This window comes from Neobacillus sp. OS1-32 (assembly GCF_030915425.1).
GTDB lineage: Bacteria > Bacillota > Bacilli > Bacillales > Cytobacillaceae > Neobacillus > Neobacillus paridis.
In genome coordinates this window covers 3130544-3150232 of the sequence record NZ_CP133263.1, presented here as the reverse complement: position 1 = coordinate 3150232, position 19689 = coordinate 3130544, and the positions used below count along the sequence as shown (strand labels likewise).

The 19689-nt window shown below is 44.0% G+C and carries 14 protein-coding genes, 8 tRNA genes and 3 rRNA genes; 24 read left to right on the top strand and 1 reads right to left on the bottom strand.

The window, feature by feature from the left end; genetic code table 11:
* The first annotated feature begins 81 nt into the window (after positions 1-81).
* On the top strand, positions 82-771 hold the full coding sequence (locus RCG24_RS15635; protein WP_202655855.1) for a KinB-signaling pathway activation protein: 690 nt from the start codon (positions 82-84) through the stop codon (positions 769-771).
* Between the two features lie 53 nt (positions 772-824).
* Here the strand turns inward: RCG24_RS15635 and pdaB are convergent, their stop codons facing one another.
* Positions 825-1577, bottom strand: coding sequence for a polysaccharide deacetylase family sporulation protein PdaB (pdaB, locus tag RCG24_RS15630; RefSeq protein WP_202655856.1), 753 nt, complete (start codon positions 1575-1577; stop codon positions 825-827).
* A 138-nt stretch (positions 1578-1715) separates the two neighbouring features.
* On the opposite strand from pdaB, the gene RCG24_RS15625 reads away from it, so the two are divergent.
* The 23 genes from RCG24_RS15625 (at position 1716) to glmM (ending at position 19473) form a co-directional block, all read left to right on the top strand.
* Positions 1716-1946: a hypothetical protein gene (locus RCG24_RS15625; protein WP_202655857.1), complete on the top strand. Its 231-nt coding sequence runs from the start codon at positions 1716-1718 to the stop codon at positions 1944-1946.
* 267 nt (positions 1947-2213) lie between these two features.
* Positions 2214-3763, top strand: a 16S ribosomal RNA gene (locus RCG24_RS15620).
* Between the two features lie 490 nt (positions 3764-4253).
* Positions 4254-7194, top strand: a 23S ribosomal RNA gene (locus RCG24_RS15615).
* 342 nt (positions 7195-7536) lie between these two features.
* A 5S ribosomal RNA gene (gene rrf / locus RCG24_RS15610) occupies positions 7537-7653 on the top strand.
* Together the 16S, 23S and 5S rRNA genes with 8 tRNA genes alongside form the textbook arrangement of a ribosomal RNA operon.
* A 176-nt stretch (positions 7654-7829) precedes the next feature.
* Positions 7830-7904, top strand: a tRNA-Asn gene (locus RCG24_RS15605).
* 28 nt (positions 7905-7932) lie between these two features.
* Positions 7933-8005: transfer RNA gene (locus RCG24_RS15600), tRNA-Thr, on the top strand.
* A gap of 19 nt (positions 8006-8024) precedes the next feature.
* A tRNA-Glu gene (locus tag RCG24_RS15595) sits at positions 8025-8099 on the top strand.
* A gap of 4 nt (positions 8100-8103) precedes the next feature.
* Positions 8104-8179 (top strand) — tRNA-Val (locus tag RCG24_RS15590).
* A 14-nt stretch (positions 8180-8193) separates the two neighbouring features.
* A tRNA-Thr gene (locus RCG24_RS15585) sits at positions 8194-8266 on the top strand.
* 6 nt (positions 8267-8272) lie between these two features.
* Positions 8273-8357 (top strand) — tRNA-Tyr (locus tag RCG24_RS15580).
* Positions 8358-8399: 42 nt separating this feature from the next.
* A tRNA-Gln gene (locus RCG24_RS15575) sits at positions 8400-8474 on the top strand.
* Between the two features lie 6 nt (positions 8475-8480).
* Positions 8481-8553: transfer RNA gene (locus RCG24_RS15570), tRNA-Lys, on the top strand.
* 276 nt (positions 8554-8829) lie between these two features.
* Complete coding sequence (locus RCG24_RS15565; RefSeq protein ID WP_202656382.1) at positions 8830-9141, top strand: DNA-directed RNA polymerase subunit beta; 312 nt, start codon at positions 8830-8832, stop codon at positions 9139-9141.
* A 91-nt stretch (positions 9142-9232) separates the two neighbouring features.
* Positions 9233-9667 (top strand): 3-hydroxyacyl-ACP dehydratase FabZ, encoded by a 435-nt coding sequence (fabZ, locus tag RCG24_RS15560; RefSeq protein WP_202656383.1) that lies wholly within the window; start codon positions 9233-9235, stop codon positions 9665-9667.
* A 585-nt stretch (positions 9668-10252) separates the two neighbouring features.
* A complete protein-coding gene (spoIIID, locus tag RCG24_RS15555; RefSeq protein WP_202656384.1) occupies positions 10253-10525 on the top strand; it encodes a sporulation transcriptional regulator SpoIIID in 273 nt (90 codons plus the stop codon).
* A gap of 194 nt (positions 10526-10719) precedes the next feature.
* On the top strand, positions 10720-11721 hold the full coding sequence (locus RCG24_RS15550; RefSeq protein WP_202656385.1) for a rod shape-determining protein: 1002 nt from the start codon (positions 10720-10722) through the stop codon (positions 11719-11721).
* A gap of 195 nt (positions 11722-11916) precedes the next feature.
* Entirely contained in the window at positions 11917-12816 is a 900-nt protein-coding gene (rocF, locus tag RCG24_RS15545) for an arginase (RefSeq protein ID WP_308077457.1), read from the top strand.
* A gap of 276 nt (positions 12817-13092) precedes the next feature.
* Positions 13093-13656: an RNA polymerase sigma factor SigW gene (gene sigW / locus RCG24_RS15540; protein WP_202656387.1), complete on the top strand. Its 564-nt coding sequence runs from the start codon at positions 13093-13095 to the stop codon at positions 13654-13656.
* Positions 13657-13671: 15 nt separating this feature from the next.
* Positions 13672-14283, top strand: coding sequence for a zf-HC2 domain-containing protein (locus RCG24_RS15535; protein WP_308077456.1), 612 nt, complete (start codon positions 13672-13674; stop codon positions 14281-14283).
* Positions 14284-14508: 225 nt separating this feature from the next.
* Complete coding sequence (locus RCG24_RS15530; protein ID WP_308077365.1) at positions 14509-15852, top strand: ISLre2 family transposase; 1344 nt, start codon at positions 14509-14511, stop codon at positions 15850-15852.
* A gap of 199 nt (positions 15853-16051) precedes the next feature.
* A complete protein-coding gene (gene cdaA, locus RCG24_RS15525; RefSeq protein ID WP_202656389.1) occupies positions 16052-16879 on the top strand; it encodes a diadenylate cyclase CdaA in 828 nt (275 codons plus the stop codon).
* The gene (locus RCG24_RS15520) at positions 16872-18089 is read left to right on the top strand and encodes a CdaR family protein (protein WP_308077455.1); all 1218 of its coding nucleotides are present in this window, start codon (positions 16872-16874) and stop codon (positions 18087-18089) included. The genes cdaA and RCG24_RS15520 overlap by 8 nt, the downstream gene beginning before the upstream one ends.
* 34 nt (positions 18090-18123) lie before the next feature.
* Positions 18124-19473 carry a phosphoglucosamine mutase gene (glmM, locus tag RCG24_RS15515; protein ID WP_308077454.1) on the top strand — a complete coding sequence of 450 codons (1350 nt, stop codon included), beginning with the start codon at positions 18124-18126 and terminating at the stop codon, positions 19471-19473.
* Positions 19474-19689: the final 216 nt, after the last annotated feature.

Below are 19689 nucleotides of genomic sequence, written 5' to 3'. Positions count from 1 at the left end.
TTGTATTGCAAATAATGGCTTTTTCTTATTTTGCTTGGTACAATCAAAGGGGAATTATTTTATGTTCTGGGGGTTAATAGGGTGACAAGCCGTAATTTAGTAAAACTGTTTTGGAATACATTATTAGTGGGCGGGGTCACGACGGCGATTGTCGGTTTATTGGTACGCTGGCATGAGTTGCAGCCATTTTTTGCTGACTTTAAAGTTCTTGATATTATTTCAGCCATTGTTTGGCTATTCGTTATGGGCTTTTTATTTAGTGTCATCAGTCAAATGGGCTTTTTTGCTTACTTAACCATCCATCGTTTTGGACTGGGTATCTTTAAATCGGTCTCCCTATGGAACGCGGTGCAAGTCGTTCTGATTCTTTTTGGTTTATTTGATTTAGTTTATTTGCGCTATACAAACTTTGCCAAGTCTGGGGATTCCCTGCTGCCGTATCTTGCTCCGGCGTTTCTGCTAATTATCGTCGGGCTGGCTGTAGCATGGATTAAAAGAAAAGAGACCAACCGTGAGGCGTTTATACCGGCGCTGTTTTTTATGATCGTGGTTACCATCCTAGAATGGGTTCCTGTTTTAAATATCAACTCGAGCAACTGGTTCTATCCAATGGTCATTGCCTTACTAGCTTGCAACACCTACCAAATATTAGTTCTTCATAAATTGAACGCCAAATCCGAGCAGGAAAGGCAGCAAAAAACAGGCCAAAAGGTCGGTAAAGGTAAACCTTCAGTAAATCAGAAAGGAAAAATGAAAAAATCAACTGTTTAATTTACCAAAAAAGGAGCACGCAGCGATCATTTATCGCACATGCTCCTTTCTGTTTACTTGATTTCCTTTGATCGAACATCACTGTTAGCGATCATTTCCGAGACTGTTACAAGCTGTAATCCTTTTTTGTTTATTCCTTGTAAAAGTAAAGGTAATGCTCTCTCCGTTTGTTTTGCCGAATCTGATGCATGCAGAAGTACGATCGCTCCATTATCTGCCTTCTTCACATTTTTAACAATTCTCTCTACTCCAGGATTTTGCCAATCCTTGGAATCGACACTCCAATGAACCACGGTATAGCCGTAGCGCTTGGCGATTTTCAAAGTGCGTTCATCAAAATGCCCGGTTGGTGCACGCAGTACTTTTATGTCCTTGACATTTAGTTTTCCAAATGCTTCTCGGGCTTTAGCGATGTCCTGACCAATCTTTGCGTCTTCCAGTTCAGTATAATCCTCATAGTTATAACCGAGAATCCCAATTTCGTAATCTTCTTTAACAATTCTGGCGACAATATCAGGATGTCTTTCCGCCCATGAACCTGCTAAAAAAAACGTTGCTGCTTTTACATTTTCCTTTTTTAGCGTGTCTAAAATGGGTTCAGCCTTTTCATCACCCCAGCCAATATTAAAGGTCAAAGCAACCCCTTTTTCTCCGTGAAAAACAGCTTTCGGACCGTCTTTAGTTGAAAAAACAGGAATTTGGGTCATATTCTCAATATAGAGGAACCATGCCGTAAAAAAAGCGGCTACTAAAATAAGTACTACGTTCTTTAAAGCCTTTCCGTTTAAAACAACAAAAAAATTCATTCTGAACCCTCACCTCGTCCAAAACCATCCTTGTCTCCAACTTATGCTCGTTTTTATCAAAATATGAGTGAAGAATTTATTATAAAATTTCACTATTTGGAAAACCTACTATAACAAAAAAGTTATGGGGGTTATTCAATGCTCGGACTTCTGATTAACGAAAAAGAAGTAAAGGAAATGGAGTATCTACTTAAAAGAGAAATGGATGAAATTTTATTTGATTTAGGGGATGACCGGATAGATCATATCGTCAAGCGTGCAATGGAGGAGCGATATAAGGTGTTATTTGCTTTATTTAGGAGGGTGGCATCACCGCATGAATGTATAAAGTATATTAGAAAAGGCCGGAAAAGTAGATTAAAAGGCTAAATGAAGGTCTTAATTTATTATAAAAATATGATTGACATTTGTGTTTTAAATTGATATATTAATAAACGTCGCTGCTGACAATAAAAACAACAAAAAAAGTTGTTGACAATATTGTTTACGGATGATATATTTAAAAAGTCGCTCTTAAGCGATGGAGCTTTTGTTCTTTGAAAACTAAACAAATAAAAACGTCAACAAACAATAAACATTCATTTCTTTATTGAAATGAAGCCAACGTTAAATTTTATGAGCTATATCAACTCAACTTCATTGGAGAGTTTGATCCTGGCTCAGGACGAACGCTGGCGGCGTGCCTAATACATGCAAGTCGAGCGAATCAAGAGGAGCTTGCTCCTCGAGATGAGCGGCGGACGGGTGAGTAACACGTGGGCAACCTGCCTGTAAGACTGGGATAACTTCGGGAAACCGGAGCTAATACCGGATGATTCTTATCTACACATGTAGATAAGCTAAAAGACGGCGTAAGCTGTCACTTACAGATGGGCCCGCGGCGCATTAGCTAGTTGGTGAGGTAACGGCTCACCAAGGCGACGATGCGTAGCCGACCTGAGAGGGTGATCGGCCACACTGGGACTGAGACACGGCCCAGACTCCTACGGGAGGCAGCAGTAGGGAATCTTCCACAATGGACGAAAGTCTGATGGAGCAACGCCGCGTGAGCGATGAAGGCCTTCGGGTCGTAAAGCTCTGTTGTTAGGGAAGAACAAGTATCGGAGTAACTGCCGGTACCTTGACGGTACCTAACCAGAAAGCCACGGCTAACTACGTGCCAGCAGCCGCGGTAATACGTAGGTGGCAAGCGTTGTCCGGAATTATTGGGCGTAAAGCGCGCGCAGGCGGTCCTTTAAGTCTGATGTGAAAGCCCACGGCTCAACCGTGGAGGGTCATTGGAAACTGGGGGACTTGAGTGCAGAAGAGGAAAGCGGAATTCCACGTGTAGCGGTGAAATGCGTAGAGATGTGGAGGAACACCAGTGGCGAAGGCGGCTTTCTGGTCTGTAACTGACGCTGAGGCGCGAAAGCGTGGGGAGCAAACAGGATTAGATACCCTGGTAGTCCACGCCGTAAACGATGAGTGCTAAGTGTTAGAGGGTTTCCGCCCTTTAGTGCTGCAGCTAACGCATTAAGCACTCCGCCTGGGGAGTACGGCCGCAAGGCTGAAACTCAAAGGAATTGACGGGGGCCCGCACAAGCGGTGGAGCATGTGGTTTAATTCGAAGCAACGCGAAGAACCTTACCAGGTCTTGACATCCTCTGACACTCCTAGAGATAGGACGTTCCCCTTCGGGGGACAGAGTGACAGGTGGTGCATGGTTGTCGTCAGCTCGTGTCGTGAGATGTTGGGTTAAGTCCCGCAACGAGCGCAACCCTTGATCTTAGTTGCCAGCATTCAGTTGGGCACTCTAAGGTGACTGCCGGTGACAAACCGGAGGAAGGTGGGGATGACGTCAAATCATCATGCCCCTTATGACCTGGGCTACACACGTGCTACAATGGATGGTACAAAGGGCAGCGAAGCCGCGAGGCTAAGCCAATCCCATAAAACCATTCTCAGTTCGGATTGCAGGCTGCAACTCGCCTGCATGAAGCCGGAATCGCTAGTAATCGCGGATCAGCATGCCGCGGTGAATACGTTCCCGGGCCTTGTACACACCGCCCGTCACACCACGAGAGTTTGTAACACCCGAAGTCGGTGGGGTAACCGTAAGGGGCCAGCCGCCTAAGGTGGGACAAATGATTGGGGTGAAGTCGTAACAAGGTAGCCGTATCGGAAGGTGCGGCTGGATCACCTCCTTTCTAAGGATAAATTTTGTTCTTGCGAACAAATAAATAGATTGTTGCACGTTCTTTGTTTGTTTAGTTTTGAGAGAATAATCCTCTCAATGAAGTAACGTGCTCCTGCGCCGTAGTAGTTCGAGGAAGTATTCCTCAGCTCGTCGCAAGGCAGCATGAAGCAAAACTAAGAAGACTTTTCATGAAGTTGATTCGTGGAAGTCGCCTTGTTTAGTTTTGAGAGAATAATCTCTCATAAAGCTATATGATCCATCACTTCGTGATGAAAATCAGTAGCCTTGTTCCTTGAAAACTAGATAATCGTAATAGAAGAAGTAACCAAGTAAGAACCGAGTAATCGCTCATTTATGGTTTTAAACCTTTTAGGTCATGACAAATCAGCAGCGAGAAGGTCAAGGAAGCGAGTGAGTGAAGACCGGAGCGTGCTTAAGGGCACGTGAGGATCTGAGTGAACGAAGCTGACGCAGAGATTCGACGCTGATCATTTGTCAGAGGTTAAGTTAGAAAGGGCGCACGGTGAATGCCTTGGCACTAGGAGCCGATGAAGGACGGGACTAACACCGATATGCTTCGGGGAGCTGTAAGTAAGCGTCGATCCGGAGATTTCCGAATGGGGGAACCCCCTGCTCGTAATGGAGCAGGATCCTTACCTGAATTCATAGGGTAAGGAAGGCAGACCCGGGGAACTGAAACATCTAAGTACCCGGAGGAAGAGAAAGCAAACGCGATTCCCTAAGTAGCGGCGAGCGAAACGGGAACAGCCCAAACCGAAAGGCTTGCCTTTCGGGGTTGTAGGACACTCAACATGGAGTTACAAAGGAACGGAGTAGACGAAGCGATCTGGAAAGGTCCGCAAGAGAAGGTAAAAGCCCTGTAGTCGAAACTTCGTTCCCTCCTGAGTGGATCCTGAGTACGGCCGGACACGTGAAATCTGGTCGGAAGCTGGGAGGACCATCTCCCAAGGCTAAATACTCCCTAGTGACCGATAGTGAACCAGTACCGTGAGGGAAAGGTGAAAAGCACCCCGGGAGGGGAGTGAAAGAGAACCTGAAACCGTGTGCCTACAAGTAGTCAAAGCCCTTTAACGGGTAATGGCGTGCCTTTTGTAGAATGAACCGGCGAGTTACGATTGCATGCAAGGTTAAGTTGAAGAGACGGAGCCGCAGCGAAAGCGAGTCTTAAGTAGGGCGATCTTTAGTATGTAGTTGTAGACCCGAAACCAGGTGATCTACCCATGTCCAGGGTGAAGGTAGGGTAACACCTACTGGAGGCCCGAACCCACGCACGTTGAAAAGTGCGGGGATGAGGTGTGGGTAGCGGAGAAATTCCAATCGAACTTGGAGATAGCTGGTTCTCTCCGAAATAGCTTTAGGGCTAGCCTCACGGCTTGGAGTCTTGGAGGTAGAGCACTGTTTGGACTAGGGGCCCTCATCGGGTTACCGAATTCAGACAAACTCCGAATGCCAAAGACTTACCCGTGGGAGTCAGACTGCGAGTGATAAGATCCGTAGTCAAAAGGGAAACAGCCCAGACCACCAGCTAAGGTCCCAAAGTATACGTTAAGTGGAAAAGGATGTGGAGTTGCTTAGACAACCAGGATGTTGGCTTAGAAGCAGCCACCATTTAAAGAGTGCGTAATAGCTCACTGGTCGAGTGACTCTGCGCCGAAAATGTACCGGGGCTAAACGTATCACCGAAGCTGTGGATGGACACCGTTGGTGTCCGTGGTAGGAGAGCGTTCTAAGGGCGTTGAAGCTGGACCGGAAGGACTGGTGGAGCGCTTAGAAGTGAGAATGCCGGTATGAGTAGCGAAAGATGAGTGAGAATCTCATCCACCGAATGCCTAAGGTTTCCTGAGGAAGGCTCGTCCGCTCAGGGTTAGTCGGGACCTAAGCCGAGGCCGAAAGGCGTAGGCGATGGACAACAGGTTGATATTCCTGTACCACCTCTGAATCGTTTGAGTGATGGGGGGACGCAGGAGGATAGGGTAAGCGCGCTGCTGGTCATGCGCGTCCAAGCAGTTAGGCTGGTGAATAGGAAAATCCGTTCACCGTGAAGGCCGAGCTGTGACGGCGAGGGAAATACAGTACCGAAGTTCCTGATTCCACACTGCCAAGAAAAGCCTCTAGCGAGATTCAAGGTGCCCGTACCGCAAACCGACACAGGTAGGCGAGGAGAGAATCCTAAGGTGAGCGAGAGAACTCTCGTTAAGGAACTCGGCAAAATGACCCCGTAACTTCGGGAGAAGGGGTGCTTTTTAGGGTGCATAGCCCTGAAAAGCCGCAGTGAATAGGCCCAGGCGACTGTTTAGCAAAAACACAGGTCTCTGCGAAGCCGCAAGGCGAAGTATAGGGGCTGACGCCTGCCCGGTGCTGGAAGGTTAAGAGGAGGGGTTAGCCTTAAAAGCGAAGCTCTGAATCGAAGCCCCAGTAAACGGCGGCCGTAACTATAACGGTCCTAAGGTAGCGAAATTCCTTGTCAGGTAAGTTCTGACCCGCACGAAAGGCGTAACGATCTGGGCACTGTCTCAACGAGAGACTCGGTGAAATTATAGTACCTGTGAAGATGCAGGTTACCCGCGACAGGACGGAAAGACCCCATGGAGCTTTACTGTAGCCTGATATTGAATTTTGGTACAGCTTGTACAGGATAGGTAGGAGCCTGAGAAACCGGAGCGCCAGCTTCGGTGGAGGCGTCGGTGGGATACTACTCTGGCTGTATTGAAATTCTAACCCGCACCCCTCAATCGGGGTGGGAGACAGTGTCAGGTGGGCAGTTTGACTGGGGCGGTCGCCTCCCAAAGAGTAACGGAGGCGCCCAAAGGTTCCCTCAGAATGGTTGGAAATCATTCGCAGAGTGTAAAGGCACAAGGGAGCTTGACTGCGAGACCTACAAGTCGAGCAGGGACGAAAGTCGGGCTTAGTGATCCGGTGGTTCCGCATGGAAGGGCCATCGCTCAACGGATAAAAGCTACCCTGGGGATAACAGGCTTATCTCCCCCAAGAGTCCACATCGACGGGGAGGTTTGGCACCTCGATGTCGGCTCATCGCATCCTGGGGCTGTAGTCGGTCCCAAGGGTTGGGCTGTTCGCCCATTAAAGCGGTACGCGAGCTGGGTTCAGAACGTCGTGAGACAGTTCGGTCCCTATCCGTCGTGGGCGCAGGAAATTTGAGAGGAGCTGTCCTTAGTACGAGAGGACCGGGATGGACGCACCGCTGGTGTACCAGTTGTCTTGCCAAAGGCATCGCTGGGTAGCTATGTGCGGACGGGATAAGTGCTGAAAGCATCTAAGCATGAAGCCCCCCTCGAGATGAGATTTCCCATAGCTTTAAGCTAGTAAGATCCCTGAAAGATGATCAGGTTGATAGGTCAGAGGTGGAAGCGTGGTGACACGTGGAGCTGACTGATACTAATCGATCGAGGACTTAACCAAATAGAAAAGCGGAAGCGTCCGCTTAGCAACGTATGGCTTCCTCGAAAAAGCTAATGCTTTTTCCTCGTGCGATGCCTACGCTGACGAAGTGTTCCTTGTGGTGGGCTTTGACTGAGATAAAGGAAACACGAAGAGTGAAACGATTCAATGTTGACTTATCGTAGGGAAAAGACCGAAAGACACTAGTTGCTGGACGCTGGAGCTAGACATGAATCAGAAAGCGAACTCGTTCTTCAATGGAACTTCTTCTGTATTATCTAGTTTTGAGGGAATGAAAAAATTTAGATTTCCCCTTGAAAAATTTCAAAAAGACATTATAATAAAATAGTGTCAGCTAAATAGTCCGGCGGTGATGGCGAGAAGGTCACACCCGTTCCCATACCGAACACGGAAGTTAAGCTTCTCAGCGCCGATGGTAGTTGGGGCACGCGCCCCTGTGAGAGTAGGACGCTGCCGGGCTATATTGAAATTTATTTCAAATAAACAATATTTCATTGTTCCGCAGTAGCTCAGTGGTAGAGACGAGCAAAGCTTCATGAATCGGCTACGAGTTGTACACGCCGAGTCGCTTCTTGAATTTACTTTCTGAGGCGGGGACACAAGTTATGCATTGAGTATATTCAATATTTCATTGTTCCGCAGTAGCTCAGTGGTAGAGCTATCGGCTGTTAACCGATCGGTCGTAGGTTCGAATCCTACCTGCGGAGCCATTTTTATGTCTACAAGATGTTGAGCTTTGCTTCCATAGCTCAGTAGGTAGAGCACTTCCATGGTAAGGAAGAGGTCAGCGGTTCGAGCCCGCTTGGAAGCTTACTTGATTTTTTTATTATGGCCCCTTGGTCAAGCGGTTAAGACACCGCCCTTTCACGGCGGTAACACGGGTTCGAATCCCGTAGGGGTCACCATATTGGAGGATTAGCTCAGCTGGGAGAGCATCTGCCTTACAAGCAGAGGGTCGGCGGTTCGATCCCGTCATCCTCCACCATATTTTATTTCTTTGCCGGCCTAGCTCAATTGGTAGAGCAACTGACTTGTAATCAGTAGGTTGGGGGTTCAAGTCCTCTGGCCGGCACTTGTTGGAGGGGTAGCGAAGTGGCTAAACGCGGCGGACTGTAAATCCGCTCCCTCAGGGTTCGGCGGTTCGAATCCGTCCCCCTCCACCATACATAATTTCTTTTTTTTTGGACATATTATTCTTATCTCGGTGGGCTATAGCCAAGCGGTAAGGCAACGGACTTTGACTCCGTCATTCGTAGGTTCGAATCCTGCTAGCCCAGCCATTCTTAGAGCCATTAGCTCAGTCGGTAGAGCATCTGACTTTTAATCAGAGGGTCGAAGGTTCGAGTCCTTCATGGCTCATATTTTTGAAACTGGAACACAAGGGATTATCGTCTCTTGTGTTTTTTTAATATTCAGCAGCATTTCAACTGACTGCAGTAACCCAAAACAGGCCTCTCAATTGAAATTTCCTAAAAAAGTAATGTGCATTCCTGTATAATTTTTTATAATAAAAGAAAGCAGAATAAAATTTTGTCGAGTCGCGAATTGAAATTGGTTATAATAAGAGGTAATTAACCAGGTCCGTAAGAGAAGTACTTAAGGCAAAAATACGGATTTCGGCAAAGGGGAATAAAGATGGCTTTAAATAATGTAAATCAGGAACAATTGAGAACAAGGGAAGAATTTAAAAAAGAAAAATCTCAAGTCAAACAAAATAGAGATAAGCAAACAAATAATGCAGAAATATCAGAATTGCCGAATAAACGAATTAGGATCCGGCTTATTCCAATTTGGCTTCGCCTTATCTTATTGATTGTCTTCATGTTTGTCAGCATTGTAGCGGGAGCAGTCGTGGGATACTCTGTACTGGGCGGTGGAAAAGCTGCCGATGTATTTAAGGAATCTACCTGGACTCATATTATAGATTTAGTTAATAAAGAGAAATAAAAGGGAAGGGCCGCCTGAGGCCCTTCCCTTTTAGATAGTTTTAATAGTAAAATGGAATTATAAGTTGTTATTAGTAGGAGGTACCAACGATATGCTTGATATTGATCAAATTAAAGAAATTATTCCGCACCGTTATCCCTTTTTGCTGGTCGATCGAATTTTAGAAGTGGAGGAAGGAAAACGAGCGGTTGGCATTAAAAATGTTTCTGCGAATGAGGAATTTTTTAATGGACACTTTCCCGATTATCCGGTAATGCCAGGAGTATTAATCGTTGAAGCACTTGCACAGGTAGGAGCCGTTGCAGTATTAAAAAAAGAGGAGAATCGTGGTCGGCTGGCCTTTTTTGCAGGTATTGATAACTGTCGTTTTAAGAAACAGGTAAAACCGGGAGATCAGCTGCGGCTTGAGGTTGAAATGGTACGGCTGCGCGGATCGATTGGGAAAGGAAAGGCTGTTGCGACCGTAGATGGCCAAGTTGCCTGCGAAGCCGAAATTACCTTTGCCCTCGGCGACAAGAAGGAATAATCAGTTACAAAAAATGGTCGGGAGTTGTTCTCGACTTTTTTTGTTGGAAATCCAAATGTGCAAGAAATCCAAAATCAATCAAGGTTAGGTCAGTAACTTTAACTTATAAGCCATTGAATAATTCGACAAATTTCTCGGGAAATATTCTTGACTTTCGGCTATTTCCGAGAAAAGCATTGAATCAGTATGTTTTTACAATCGAAATAAAATGTGTCGAAAAAGAAGGTGAATTTGTTTTCAATCTGATTATTTCCCTTCCCCCTTGTCCTGTTTGTGTATTTTGTGCATAAACCCATATCCAAGCTAATACAATGGTTACAAACCTTTACAAAGAGAGTGTTTGAGGTGAGGAGTCGTTTGAAGTTAGCGGGAATTCAGCCGGGGACATGAATTATTCATCGTATGATTCAGAAAGACTAACTTTCTGCCGCATGGTCCCAAATTTATTTCGAGATACTGTCCACCCCACGTGGACAAATGTCTTTTTGCGGTGCCTGACACCAAACCATGCGGATGCAGTATTTCGTCACAGTGATAAGCGGGTCTCATTTCACACTCCACATCCAATTTAGGGAGGGCGAGAGTGTGCACGATTACATCAAAGAGAGGACTATCAAGATTGGAAAGTATATCGTGGAGACGAGGAAAACGGTTCGCGTGATTGCGAAAGAGTTTGGCGTATCCAAAAGTACAGTCCATAAGGATTTAACCGAGAGACTTCCTGAGATTAATCCTGAGCTTGCAACCGAGGTAAAAGAAATTTTAGATTATCATAAATCGATCCGTCACTTACGGGGTGGAGAAGCAACAAAAATGAAATACCAGAAAGAAGAAAAGGAGGGAGAGGCGGTTACATAATCAATTGCAAATTGATTATGTATCTGTTGTTTATCCATATAAAACTCACTATTCTCTGAAAATCCTCCGTTTCCGACAATATTCATCAAAAATTAACATCTTTTAATGAAAATGTTATGGAATTTGACATGAATATGGTAGAATAAACAATTAGGAAAAGTATGTGGAATCTTTCGAGGAGGAAAGAATAGAGAATGTTTGCAAGGGATATTGGGATTGATTTAGGAACAGCTAATGTGTTAATTCACGTAAAAGGCCGTGGAATTGTATTAAATGAGCCTTCTGTAGTTGCCATAGACAAAAATACCAATCGTGTATTGGCTGTTGGAGAGGAAGCACGCCGTATGGTGGGACGGACACCGGGAAATATTGTTGCCATTCGTCCGCTAAAAGATGGTGTCATTGCTGACTTCGATGTTACAGAAGCGATGCTTAAGCATTTTATTAATAAGCTCAATGTCAAAGGCTTTTTGTCTAAGCCGCGTATTCTGATATGCTGCCCGACAAACATTACAAGTGTTGAGCAAAAGGCAATCCGTGAAGCTGCTGAAAAAAGTGGTGGAAAAAAAGTGTATTTGGAAGAAGAACCAAAGGTGGCTGCCATCGGCGCGGGGATGGATATTTTTCAACCAAGCGGCAACATGGTAGTTGACATTGGAGGAGGAACGACAGATATTGCTGTTCTTTCAATGGGCGATATCGTGACTTCTTCCTCCATTAAAATGGCTGGCGATAAGTTTGACACAGAGATTTTGAACTATATTAAGCGCGAGTACAAACTATTGATTGGTGAACGTACATCTGAAAATATTAAAATTAATATCGGAACCGTTTTTCCGGGATCGCGCTCAGAAGAAATGGAAATCAGAGGACGTGACATGGTCAGTGGTTTGCCGCGAACAATCACGGTTCATTCGGAAGAAATCGAACAGGCATTGCGTGAATCCGTCTCGGTTATTGTTCAAGCAGCAAAAAGTGTTCTTGAACGTACGCCTCCAGAACTTTCAGCCGATATCATTGACCGCGGCGTTATTTTAACAGGCGGCGGTGCATTGCTGCACGGCATGGATATGCTACTTGCGGATGAGTTGAAGGTGCCGGTACTTGTAGCCGATAACCCAATGGATTGCGTAGCAGTTGGAACAGGAATCATGCTTGATAATATCGATAAGATTCCAAATCGGAAATTAGGATAAATAATGAAGGATAGCTCAATGATACTCGGCTGGACAAGCCAGGTTCATTGAGCTTTTTTGATCATAAAGCATGCCAAATAAAGCCATTATCGACTGAATTTCAAACCATTCGTATATTTATGCAAAATTCTGTTAAGTTGAGTCATTCTAATGTAAAAAGTTAAAATATAAGAAAAAAGGCTGGGGGAATAATAAATGAACAGGAGACTTTCAATCATTGGAATGCCGATGGATTTAGGGCAAATGCGCCGCGGGGTGGATATGGGGCCAAGTGCTATTCGATACGCGGGAATTATTGAGTCCTTAAAGCCATTATTTGATGAAATTCATGATTTGGGCGATATCGCGATTGGCAGACCTGAAGTTATCGTAGATAAGAAATCCAATTTAAGAAATTTGGATTTGGTAGCTGAGAAAAATGCGGTACTCGCCGAGAAAGTCGATGAGATTATTCAATCTGGGGCCTTTCCGCTTATTTTGGGAGGGGATCACAGCATTGCTATCGGAACCTTAGCTGGGGGCGCAAAACACTATCAAAACCTTGGGGTAATTTGGTACGATGCTCATGGTGATTTAAATACGGCCGAGACAAGCCCATCTGGAAATATTCATGGGATGCCCTTAGCCGTCAGCCTTGGGATTGGACATCCTTTGTTAACGGGAATCGGCGGCTATTCACCCAAGGTAAAACCGGAGAACGTCGTGATTATTGGAGCCAGGTCGTTAAATGAAGGTGAAAGAATTTTAATAAAAGAAAAAGGCATTAAAGTCTTCACGATGCATGAAATTGACCGCCTCGGCATGTCCAGGGTCATGGAGGAAACGATTGCTTATCTGAAAGATAAAACGGATGGTGTTCATTTGTCATTAGATCTGGATGGAATAGATCCAAGCGAATGCCCAGGTGTAGGAACGCCTGTCATTGGTGGAATCAGTTATCGGGAGAGCCATTTAGCGATGGAGATGTTAGAGGAGTCCAATTTAATTACCTCGGCGGAATTTGTAGAAGTCAACCCAATTTTAAATGAAAGAAACAAAACAGCTTCGATTGCAGTCGAACTTATGGGTTCCTTATTTGGTGAAAAACTTTTATAATTCAAACCTAAGCAGCTGCTCTCAACATCGGCAGCTGTTTTTAATTTAGAAACAGGGAAAAATCTCTATAGAGAATCACATACATATAAAAAATTTTAATGTTGGTATTGTCTGTTATAGTCATCTCAAAACCTAAATTTCTGTCACAATTTTTTAGCAATATCTAGTAATTGTTTGTTAAAATTAAAGGTATTAAGGACTAATTTCGTTAAAAACGAAACTTTTTTGCAACCGAATCGTATTATCGGTTAGCAGCATTGGAGCTGAGGTAATAGAATGGATGCAATTATAAAAAAAAGAATAAAACAAGTTATCAAAGGCGATCAAGATGCATTTGGGGAAATCGTTGAAATTTATAAAAACAGCGTGTATCAGCTCTGTTTCCGAATGCTTGGAAATAGCCATGAAGCAGAAGATATCGCCCAGGAAACATTCTTGCGCGCCTATGTGAATATAAAATCATTTAACCAAGACTTAAAATTCTCCACTTGGCTCTTTCGAATTGCTACTAATTTATGCATTGACAGATTGCGGAAGAAGAAGCCTGATTACTATTTAGATGCAGAAGTAGCCGGTTCCGAAGGGTTAACGATGTATTCGCAGATTCCGTCCGACACACCTCTGCCTGAAACAGAGTTAGAAAGCCTTGAACTGCAAGAGATTGTTCAAAAAGAAATCTTAAAACTTCCGGAAAAATACCGCTCGGCCATTGTATTAAAATATATCGAAGATCTATCTTTAAATGAAATTAGTGAAATTCTTGAGCTTCCCCTTGGAACGGTGAAGACCAGAATTCACCGCGGCCGGGAAGCTTTAAGACAACAATTACGGTATGTGTAAGAGGTGAAGCTGTTTATGTGTCCAGAACATATCATAGAACTTATGCACCAGTATTTGGACGAAGAAATTGATCCAGAAGAGGAACAGATCCTAAGAGAGCACCTCCGAAGCTGTAAAGAGTGCGAAATTATATTTAACGAACTGAAAAAAACAGTTGCGTTTGTAAAAAGTATTTCCAATATGCAGGCCCCTGCTGATTTTACCGCCCATGTTTTGGCCCGCTTGCCAAAAGAAAAGAAAAAGGTTTTGGCCGCACGCCTATTGAGAAATCACCCATTTCTTTCTGCTGCCTCCCTGTTTGTTGTCCTCATGATGGGCAGCCTGTTTTCAACCTGGAGTCAGGATCGGGAATTTTCTGTTACCAATCAAAAGAACTTAGTAGTCAAAAATAATACGGTCATTGTTCCTAAAGGAGAAGTAGTTAAAGGTGATGTGGTGGTACGCAATGGCAAATTGAAAATTGAGGGCGAAATTCAAGGCGATGTGACGGTGATTCATGGGGAAAAATATCTCGCCTCGGCTGGACATGTAACGGGTCAGATTGACGAGGTTAATGAGGTATTTGATTGGATTTGGTATCAAATGAAAAAGTCAGCCAAGGAAGTTACTGGGTTTTTCGAACAGTAAGAAACAAAATAGACGCAAATCACTCATAAAGGGTGATTGTATGAGTAAAATTAATGTGGGCAAAATTTAACCCCTTCATTTGGTGAGGGATTGTCAGATCGCTCACCAAATGAAGGGGCCACCAAGCGAAAGCGCGGTAGTGTTCTAAGCTAAATACATGAAAAAGAGGGCTACTCCTTGGTAGAATCATAGTCGACCAAACCCAATCCAAAGGAGGAAGCCCTCATGCAAAAGAATAGCACAATATATCCCAATTTAAAACAGATTGAACAATTAGTTTGGAGGCAATTACAGGAAACCTTCTCAGGGGTTATGAAGACTCTTTTAGAGGACATGGACCAACAGATTGCCGAAGAGCGTAATAAAAAGCGTTATCGTCTACTCGATAAGCGTACCACCACGTTAGACAGCCTTTTTGGGGAAATCACGATTGAACGGAACTATTACCGTGATAGAGAGAAAAATGAATATGTCTATCTCCTTGATCGTTATTTGGAATTTGAAGGGGCAGGTACCTTCAGTCCCCTTATTGAGGAAGCCGCTCTAGAGCTTGCCATTACAGGGCCTTCTTACCGAAAGGCCGCAGAATCGCTTGAAACACTTTTAGGTTACCGTGTGATCAGTCACGAAGCTATACGTCAACATCTGTTACAGGTTGCCAGTATTCCAAAAGAGCGTCAGCCTATACACCGCTCAGTGTTATTTGTGGAGGTGGACGGTATATATGTGAAACGTCAGGGAAAAGGAAAAAGAGGAAAGGAAGAAAAAATAGCAGCGGTTCATCAAGGCTGGGAAATTAACGGAAAACGGGTAAGTTTAAAAGATAAACGGCATTTTATTCACCGTGGGAAACAGCCCTTTTGGGAGGCGTTTGAGGACTTTCTCATCGAGAATTTCGAGTATGACCCCACTGTCCACAAACTGGTGATAAACGGTGATGGTGCTAGTTGGATCACAGCCTGCCGTGAGCATTTCAAGGACAGGGCTTTCTTTTCGATTGACCGATTTCACGTGGCACGAGATATTCGCAGCCTGTTCCGTAACCACCCTCGCTATCGCCAAATGCAAAAGGCTCTCGCGTCCTATGACAGTCAGAAACTACTTACAGAATTAAATAGTGCCGTCGGAACTCTTGAAACGAGGGAACAAGAAGAACGGCTGGACCAGTTGCTTCGTCAGCTCGAAAAGTACCCCGAAGCCCTCAGGGATTATCGAGAATGGCTTAAAGAGCAGGGGATTGAGACATCTGGAATGAGACCAATGGGAAGTGCAGAGGGAACAATGAGAGTCTTCGCAAAAAGGCTCAAAAATGGGCGTAGTTGGGTGGAAAAAGGCGTAAGTGCCATGATCACCGGATTGGTGGCATTCCTCGATCATTTAGCTTTGAGAACACTATTCGGGCGAGTGGAAAGATGGACAGAAACCAAGGAAGAAAAGAACCCCCCGAGACATTATGTGGAAAAGGTGAAAAGCACGATTGGTGAAGCTACAAGGGATAATATCCTTTACCTAAAAGGCAAGGCGAATATTCCAGTGTACAAAGCATTAAAAGAGTTGGCCGGTTTTTAAAAAAGACAAATTTTCTATCAAGAGAGCACTCTAAATAAGTGAATCCGCTTTCACTTCTGTGGAGATAAAAAAACTGCCCACAAATACTTGACTCAAACAGGGTGATTTGTTTTTTTAAAACGACCATATCATAATATGTTATAATAAATGAGTTGCATGACAACAGGTATTTTTTAAGCAAAATTACGGAGGAAAAAACATGCCGTTTGCGGATTGGACATTTTGGAAATATGTATCGAGTGTTGTTGATATTCTCCTGGTCTGGTATGTCATTTATAAACTAATAAATATAATCAAAGGAACAAAGGCTGTCCAGTTATTAAAAGGAATTTTGGTCATTTTAATTGTCAGGGTTGCCAGTGATTTTTTTGGCTTAACTACGTTGAGCTGGATGATGCAGCAGGTCATCACCTATGGTTTTCTTGCCATTATCATTATCTTTCAGCCGGAACTTAGGCGGGCCCTCGAACAGTTGGGACGGGGAAAGTTTTTTTCAAGGAGCACGAGTCCAGACGAAGATGGTCAGGAAAAAACAGTGGAAGCCATTCTCAAGGCAGCTGATTATATGGCCAAGCGGCGCATTGGCGCCCTAATCTCAATCGAGCGGGAAACCGGGATGAGTGATTACATCGAAACAGGAATATCGCTAAATTCAAAGATTTCTGCAGAACTATTAATTAATATCTTTATTCCAAATACTCCGCTTCATGATGGGGCTGTCATAATTCAAAAAAATAATGTTGCCGCGGCTGCATGCTATCTTCCATTGTCCGAAAGCCCATTTATTTCAAAGGAATTAGGAACGAGACATCGGGCAGCGTTGGGGATCAGCGAGGTAACGGACAGTATAACGGTTGTTGTCTCCGAAGAAACCGGTGGTATTTCACTAACAAGAAATGGAGAACTTCACCGGGATTTAAAAGCAGAAGAATTAAGAGAAATGCTCAGCAATGAATTATTGCTGCATATCAAAACAAAACAAGCTTCTTCAGCCCGTTGGAACTGGAGGGGGAAAAGCAATGGATAAATTGATGGATAATCCTTGGTTTATAAAAGGGCTTGCCTTGGTGTTAGCTGTACTGCTCTATTCCTCTGTCAATCCGGGAACAAAAGATGTCAATGTGCCTTTGGATCAAAGGACAGAGGACATAAAAGATTTCCCTGTCAAAGCATACTATGATACCGATAATTTAGTGGTAACCGGTGTTCCAAATACAGTAGACGTCAGTTTAAAAGGCCCAATTACAGTCGTTCAGACGGCTAAAGCACTGCGAAACTTTGAAGTATATGTGGACCTAAAGGATGCCAAAATTGGCAGACAAAAGGTCAAGCTCAAAGTGAGAGACTTAAATGATCGGATTAAGGCAACGATTAAACCGGAATTTGTCTACGTGACCGTTCAAGAGAAAGTCACAAGGGAATATAAGGTGGAAGGAGAGTTTAATCGCAGTCAGATTGCCGATGGCTACCTAGCCGGGCAACCGATTGTGGAACCGGCCCGGGTTAAAATTACCGGAGCGAAAAGTCTGATTGACCAGATCACTTACGTCAAAGCGGCGATTGAAGAAAAAGAGAAACTGACAGAAACGATAGCGAGAGCAGCAGATGTGCAAGTCTTAGATAAAAATTTAAATAAATTGGATGTAACGGTTGAACCAGAGACAGTCAAAGTCACGATCCCGATCAAGGATAACAGTAAGAAGGTTCCAATCAGCATTGTTCAAAAAGGAACTCCACCAAAAGGTGTAACGATTGATAAAATTGAACTTGAAACAAGAGAAGCAGTCATCTCCGCAAATGATGATGTGTTAAAAAGAACCGACAGTGTTCGGGTGGAAGTGAATGTTAGCAAAATAACGGATAATACCACCTTGGAATTGCCTGTCATCATTTCCAATGGAATTACCAAAGTAACACCGCAGACAGTCAAAGTTAAGGTAATTGTTAATAAGCAAGAAGAAAAAACAGTCACAAAAATTCCGATCAAAATAAAAGGACTTGCCAGCGATTTTGTCGCAGAGATAGATTACCCGAATAATCAAATGATTAGTATCCTTGTAAATGGGCCAAGCGCTGTTTTGCAATCATTAGGTCCGGATGATTTTGATGTTTATGTTGATCTTTCCAACATGGATGAGGGGAGTCACAATGTCAATATTCAGGTAGACGGTCCGCCTAATATCGATTGGAAGCTAAATAAATCCACAGCAAAAATTACCATTAAAAATAATGCTTAATTTCGAGTAATAAATGTTGAAGGAGCGGTTTGTTATGGGAAAATATTTTGGTACTGACGGAGTAAGGGGAATAGCGAATAGCGAATTAACCCCTGAACTGGCTTTTAAATTGGGCAGGTTTGGCGGTTATGTGTTAACAAAAGATAAAGCCCGTCCCAAGGTTTTAATCGGACGTGACACCCGCATTTCCGGCCATATGCTGGAAGGGGCTCTAGTGGCAGGTCTATTGTCGATTGGGGCGGAGGTCATGCGTCTTGGGGTGATTTCGACACCAGGTGTGGCTTATTTAACAAAGGCATTAGGGGCCCAAGCCGGCGTCATGATTTCAGCTTCGCATAATCCAGTTGCCGATAATGGGATTAAATTCTTCGGTCCTGACGGCTTCAAATTATCCGATGAGCAAGAACTGGAGATTGAGAAATTAATGGACTTACCAGAGGATCAATTACCTCGTCCAATCGGTGCAGATCTTGGTTTGGTGATGGATTATTTTGAAGGCGGGCAAAAGTATCTGCAATACTTGAAAAACACCGTTGAAGAGGATTTCTCCGGTATTCATATTGCCCTGGATTGCGCTCATGGTGCAACCCATTCACTGGCGACTTACTTATTTGCTGATTTAGACGCTGACTTATCAACCATGGGGGCAGCTCCCAATGGTTTAAATATTAATGACGGCGTCGGCTCAACACACCCTGAAGCACTGGCTGCTTTTGTGAAGGAAAAGGGTGCCGATGTTGGTCTTGCCTTTGATGGTGATGGTGACCGCTTGATCGCTATTGATGAAAATGGAAACATCGTCGATGGCGATCAGATTCTTTATATTTGCGGCAAATACATGAAGGAACATGGCCGTCTTAAGCATAATACGATTGTTTCAACAGTAATGAGCAATCTTGGTTTTTATAAGGTGCTGGAAGCCAATGGCCTTCAAAGTGTTACCACGGCAGTGGGCGACCGCTATGTGGTCGAGGAAATGAAGAAAAATGGCTATAATTTAGGCGGTGAACAATCCGGTCATATTATTTTCTTGGACTATAATACGACAGGTGATGGTTTATTAACCGGCTTGCAATTGGTCAATATTATGAAGGCAACCCAAAAGCCACTGAGTGAATTGGCAGGGGAAATGAAAAAGTACCCGCAAAAACTGGTGAATGTCAAGGTTACCGATAAATATCATGTAACAGATAATCTTAAGGTCAAAGAAGTGATTGAACAAGTGGAATCTGAGATGGCTGGCAATGGAAGAATCCTTGTGCGTCCATCAGGGACAGAACCGCTCGTTCGCGTAATGGCTGAGGCAGCAACAGAAGAGCTTTGCTCGTCTTATGTTGCTCGAATTGTTGCCGTTGTTGAGCAGGAAATGGGCTTAAAAGAATAAGAGGAAATGGGTATGCATAAGGGAACATTACATTCCTTTATGCATATTTTATGATAAGTGGAGAGTACCACAAAATTTTACTTTTTTGTTGACTAGTCTCCTCTTTTTCATGTAGTATTAACTTGCTTTGTATTTCCTTGAAAGGAGGGCAGCTGACAAAATTTCTTTTTAAAGCGCCTGGACTAATCGAAAGAGAGTCGGTTAGTTGACGAGGAG

Excerpts from the sequence above, each read along its gene's own strand:
- pdaB (WP_202655856.1), bottom strand. The coding sequence starts at position 1,577 with ATGAATTTTTTTGTTGTTTTAAACGGAAAGGCTTTAAAGAACGTAGTA.
- RCG24_RS15625 (WP_202655857.1), top strand. The coding sequence starts at position 1,716 with ATGCTCGGACTTCTGATTAACGAAAAAGAAGTAAAGGAAATGGAGTAT.
- RCG24_RS15565 (WP_202656382.1), top strand. The coding sequence starts at position 8,830 with ATGGCTTTAAATAATGTAAATCAGGAACAATTGAGAACAAGGGAAGAA.
- fabZ (WP_202656383.1), top strand. The coding sequence starts at position 9,233 with ATGCTTGATATTGATCAAATTAAAGAAATTATTCCGCACCGTTATCCC.
- RCG24_RS15550 (WP_202656385.1), top strand. The coding sequence starts at position 10,720 with ATGTTTGCAAGGGATATTGGGATTGATTTAGGAACAGCTAATGTGTTA.
- rocF (WP_308077457.1), top strand. The coding sequence starts at position 11,917 with ATGAACAGGAGACTTTCAATCATTGGAATGCCGATGGATTTAGGGCAA.
- sigW (WP_202656387.1), top strand. The coding sequence starts at position 13,093 with ATGGATGCAATTATAAAAAAAAGAATAAAACAAGTTATCAAAGGCGAT.
- RCG24_RS15535 (WP_308077456.1), top strand. The coding sequence starts at position 13,672 with ATGTGTCCAGAACATATCATAGAACTTATGCACCAGTATTTGGACGAA.
- RCG24_RS15530 (WP_308077365.1), top strand. The coding sequence starts at position 14,509 with ATGCAAAAGAATAGCACAATATATCCCAATTTAAAACAGATTGAACAA.
- cdaA (WP_202656389.1), top strand. The coding sequence starts at position 16,052 with ATGCCGTTTGCGGATTGGACATTTTGGAAATATGTATCGAGTGTTGTT.
- RCG24_RS15520 (WP_308077455.1), top strand. The coding sequence starts at position 16,872 with ATGGATAAATTGATGGATAATCCTTGGTTTATAAAAGGGCTTGCCTTG.
- glmM (WP_308077454.1), top strand. The coding sequence starts at position 18,124 with ATGGGAAAATATTTTGGTACTGACGGAGTAAGGGGAATAGCGAATAGC.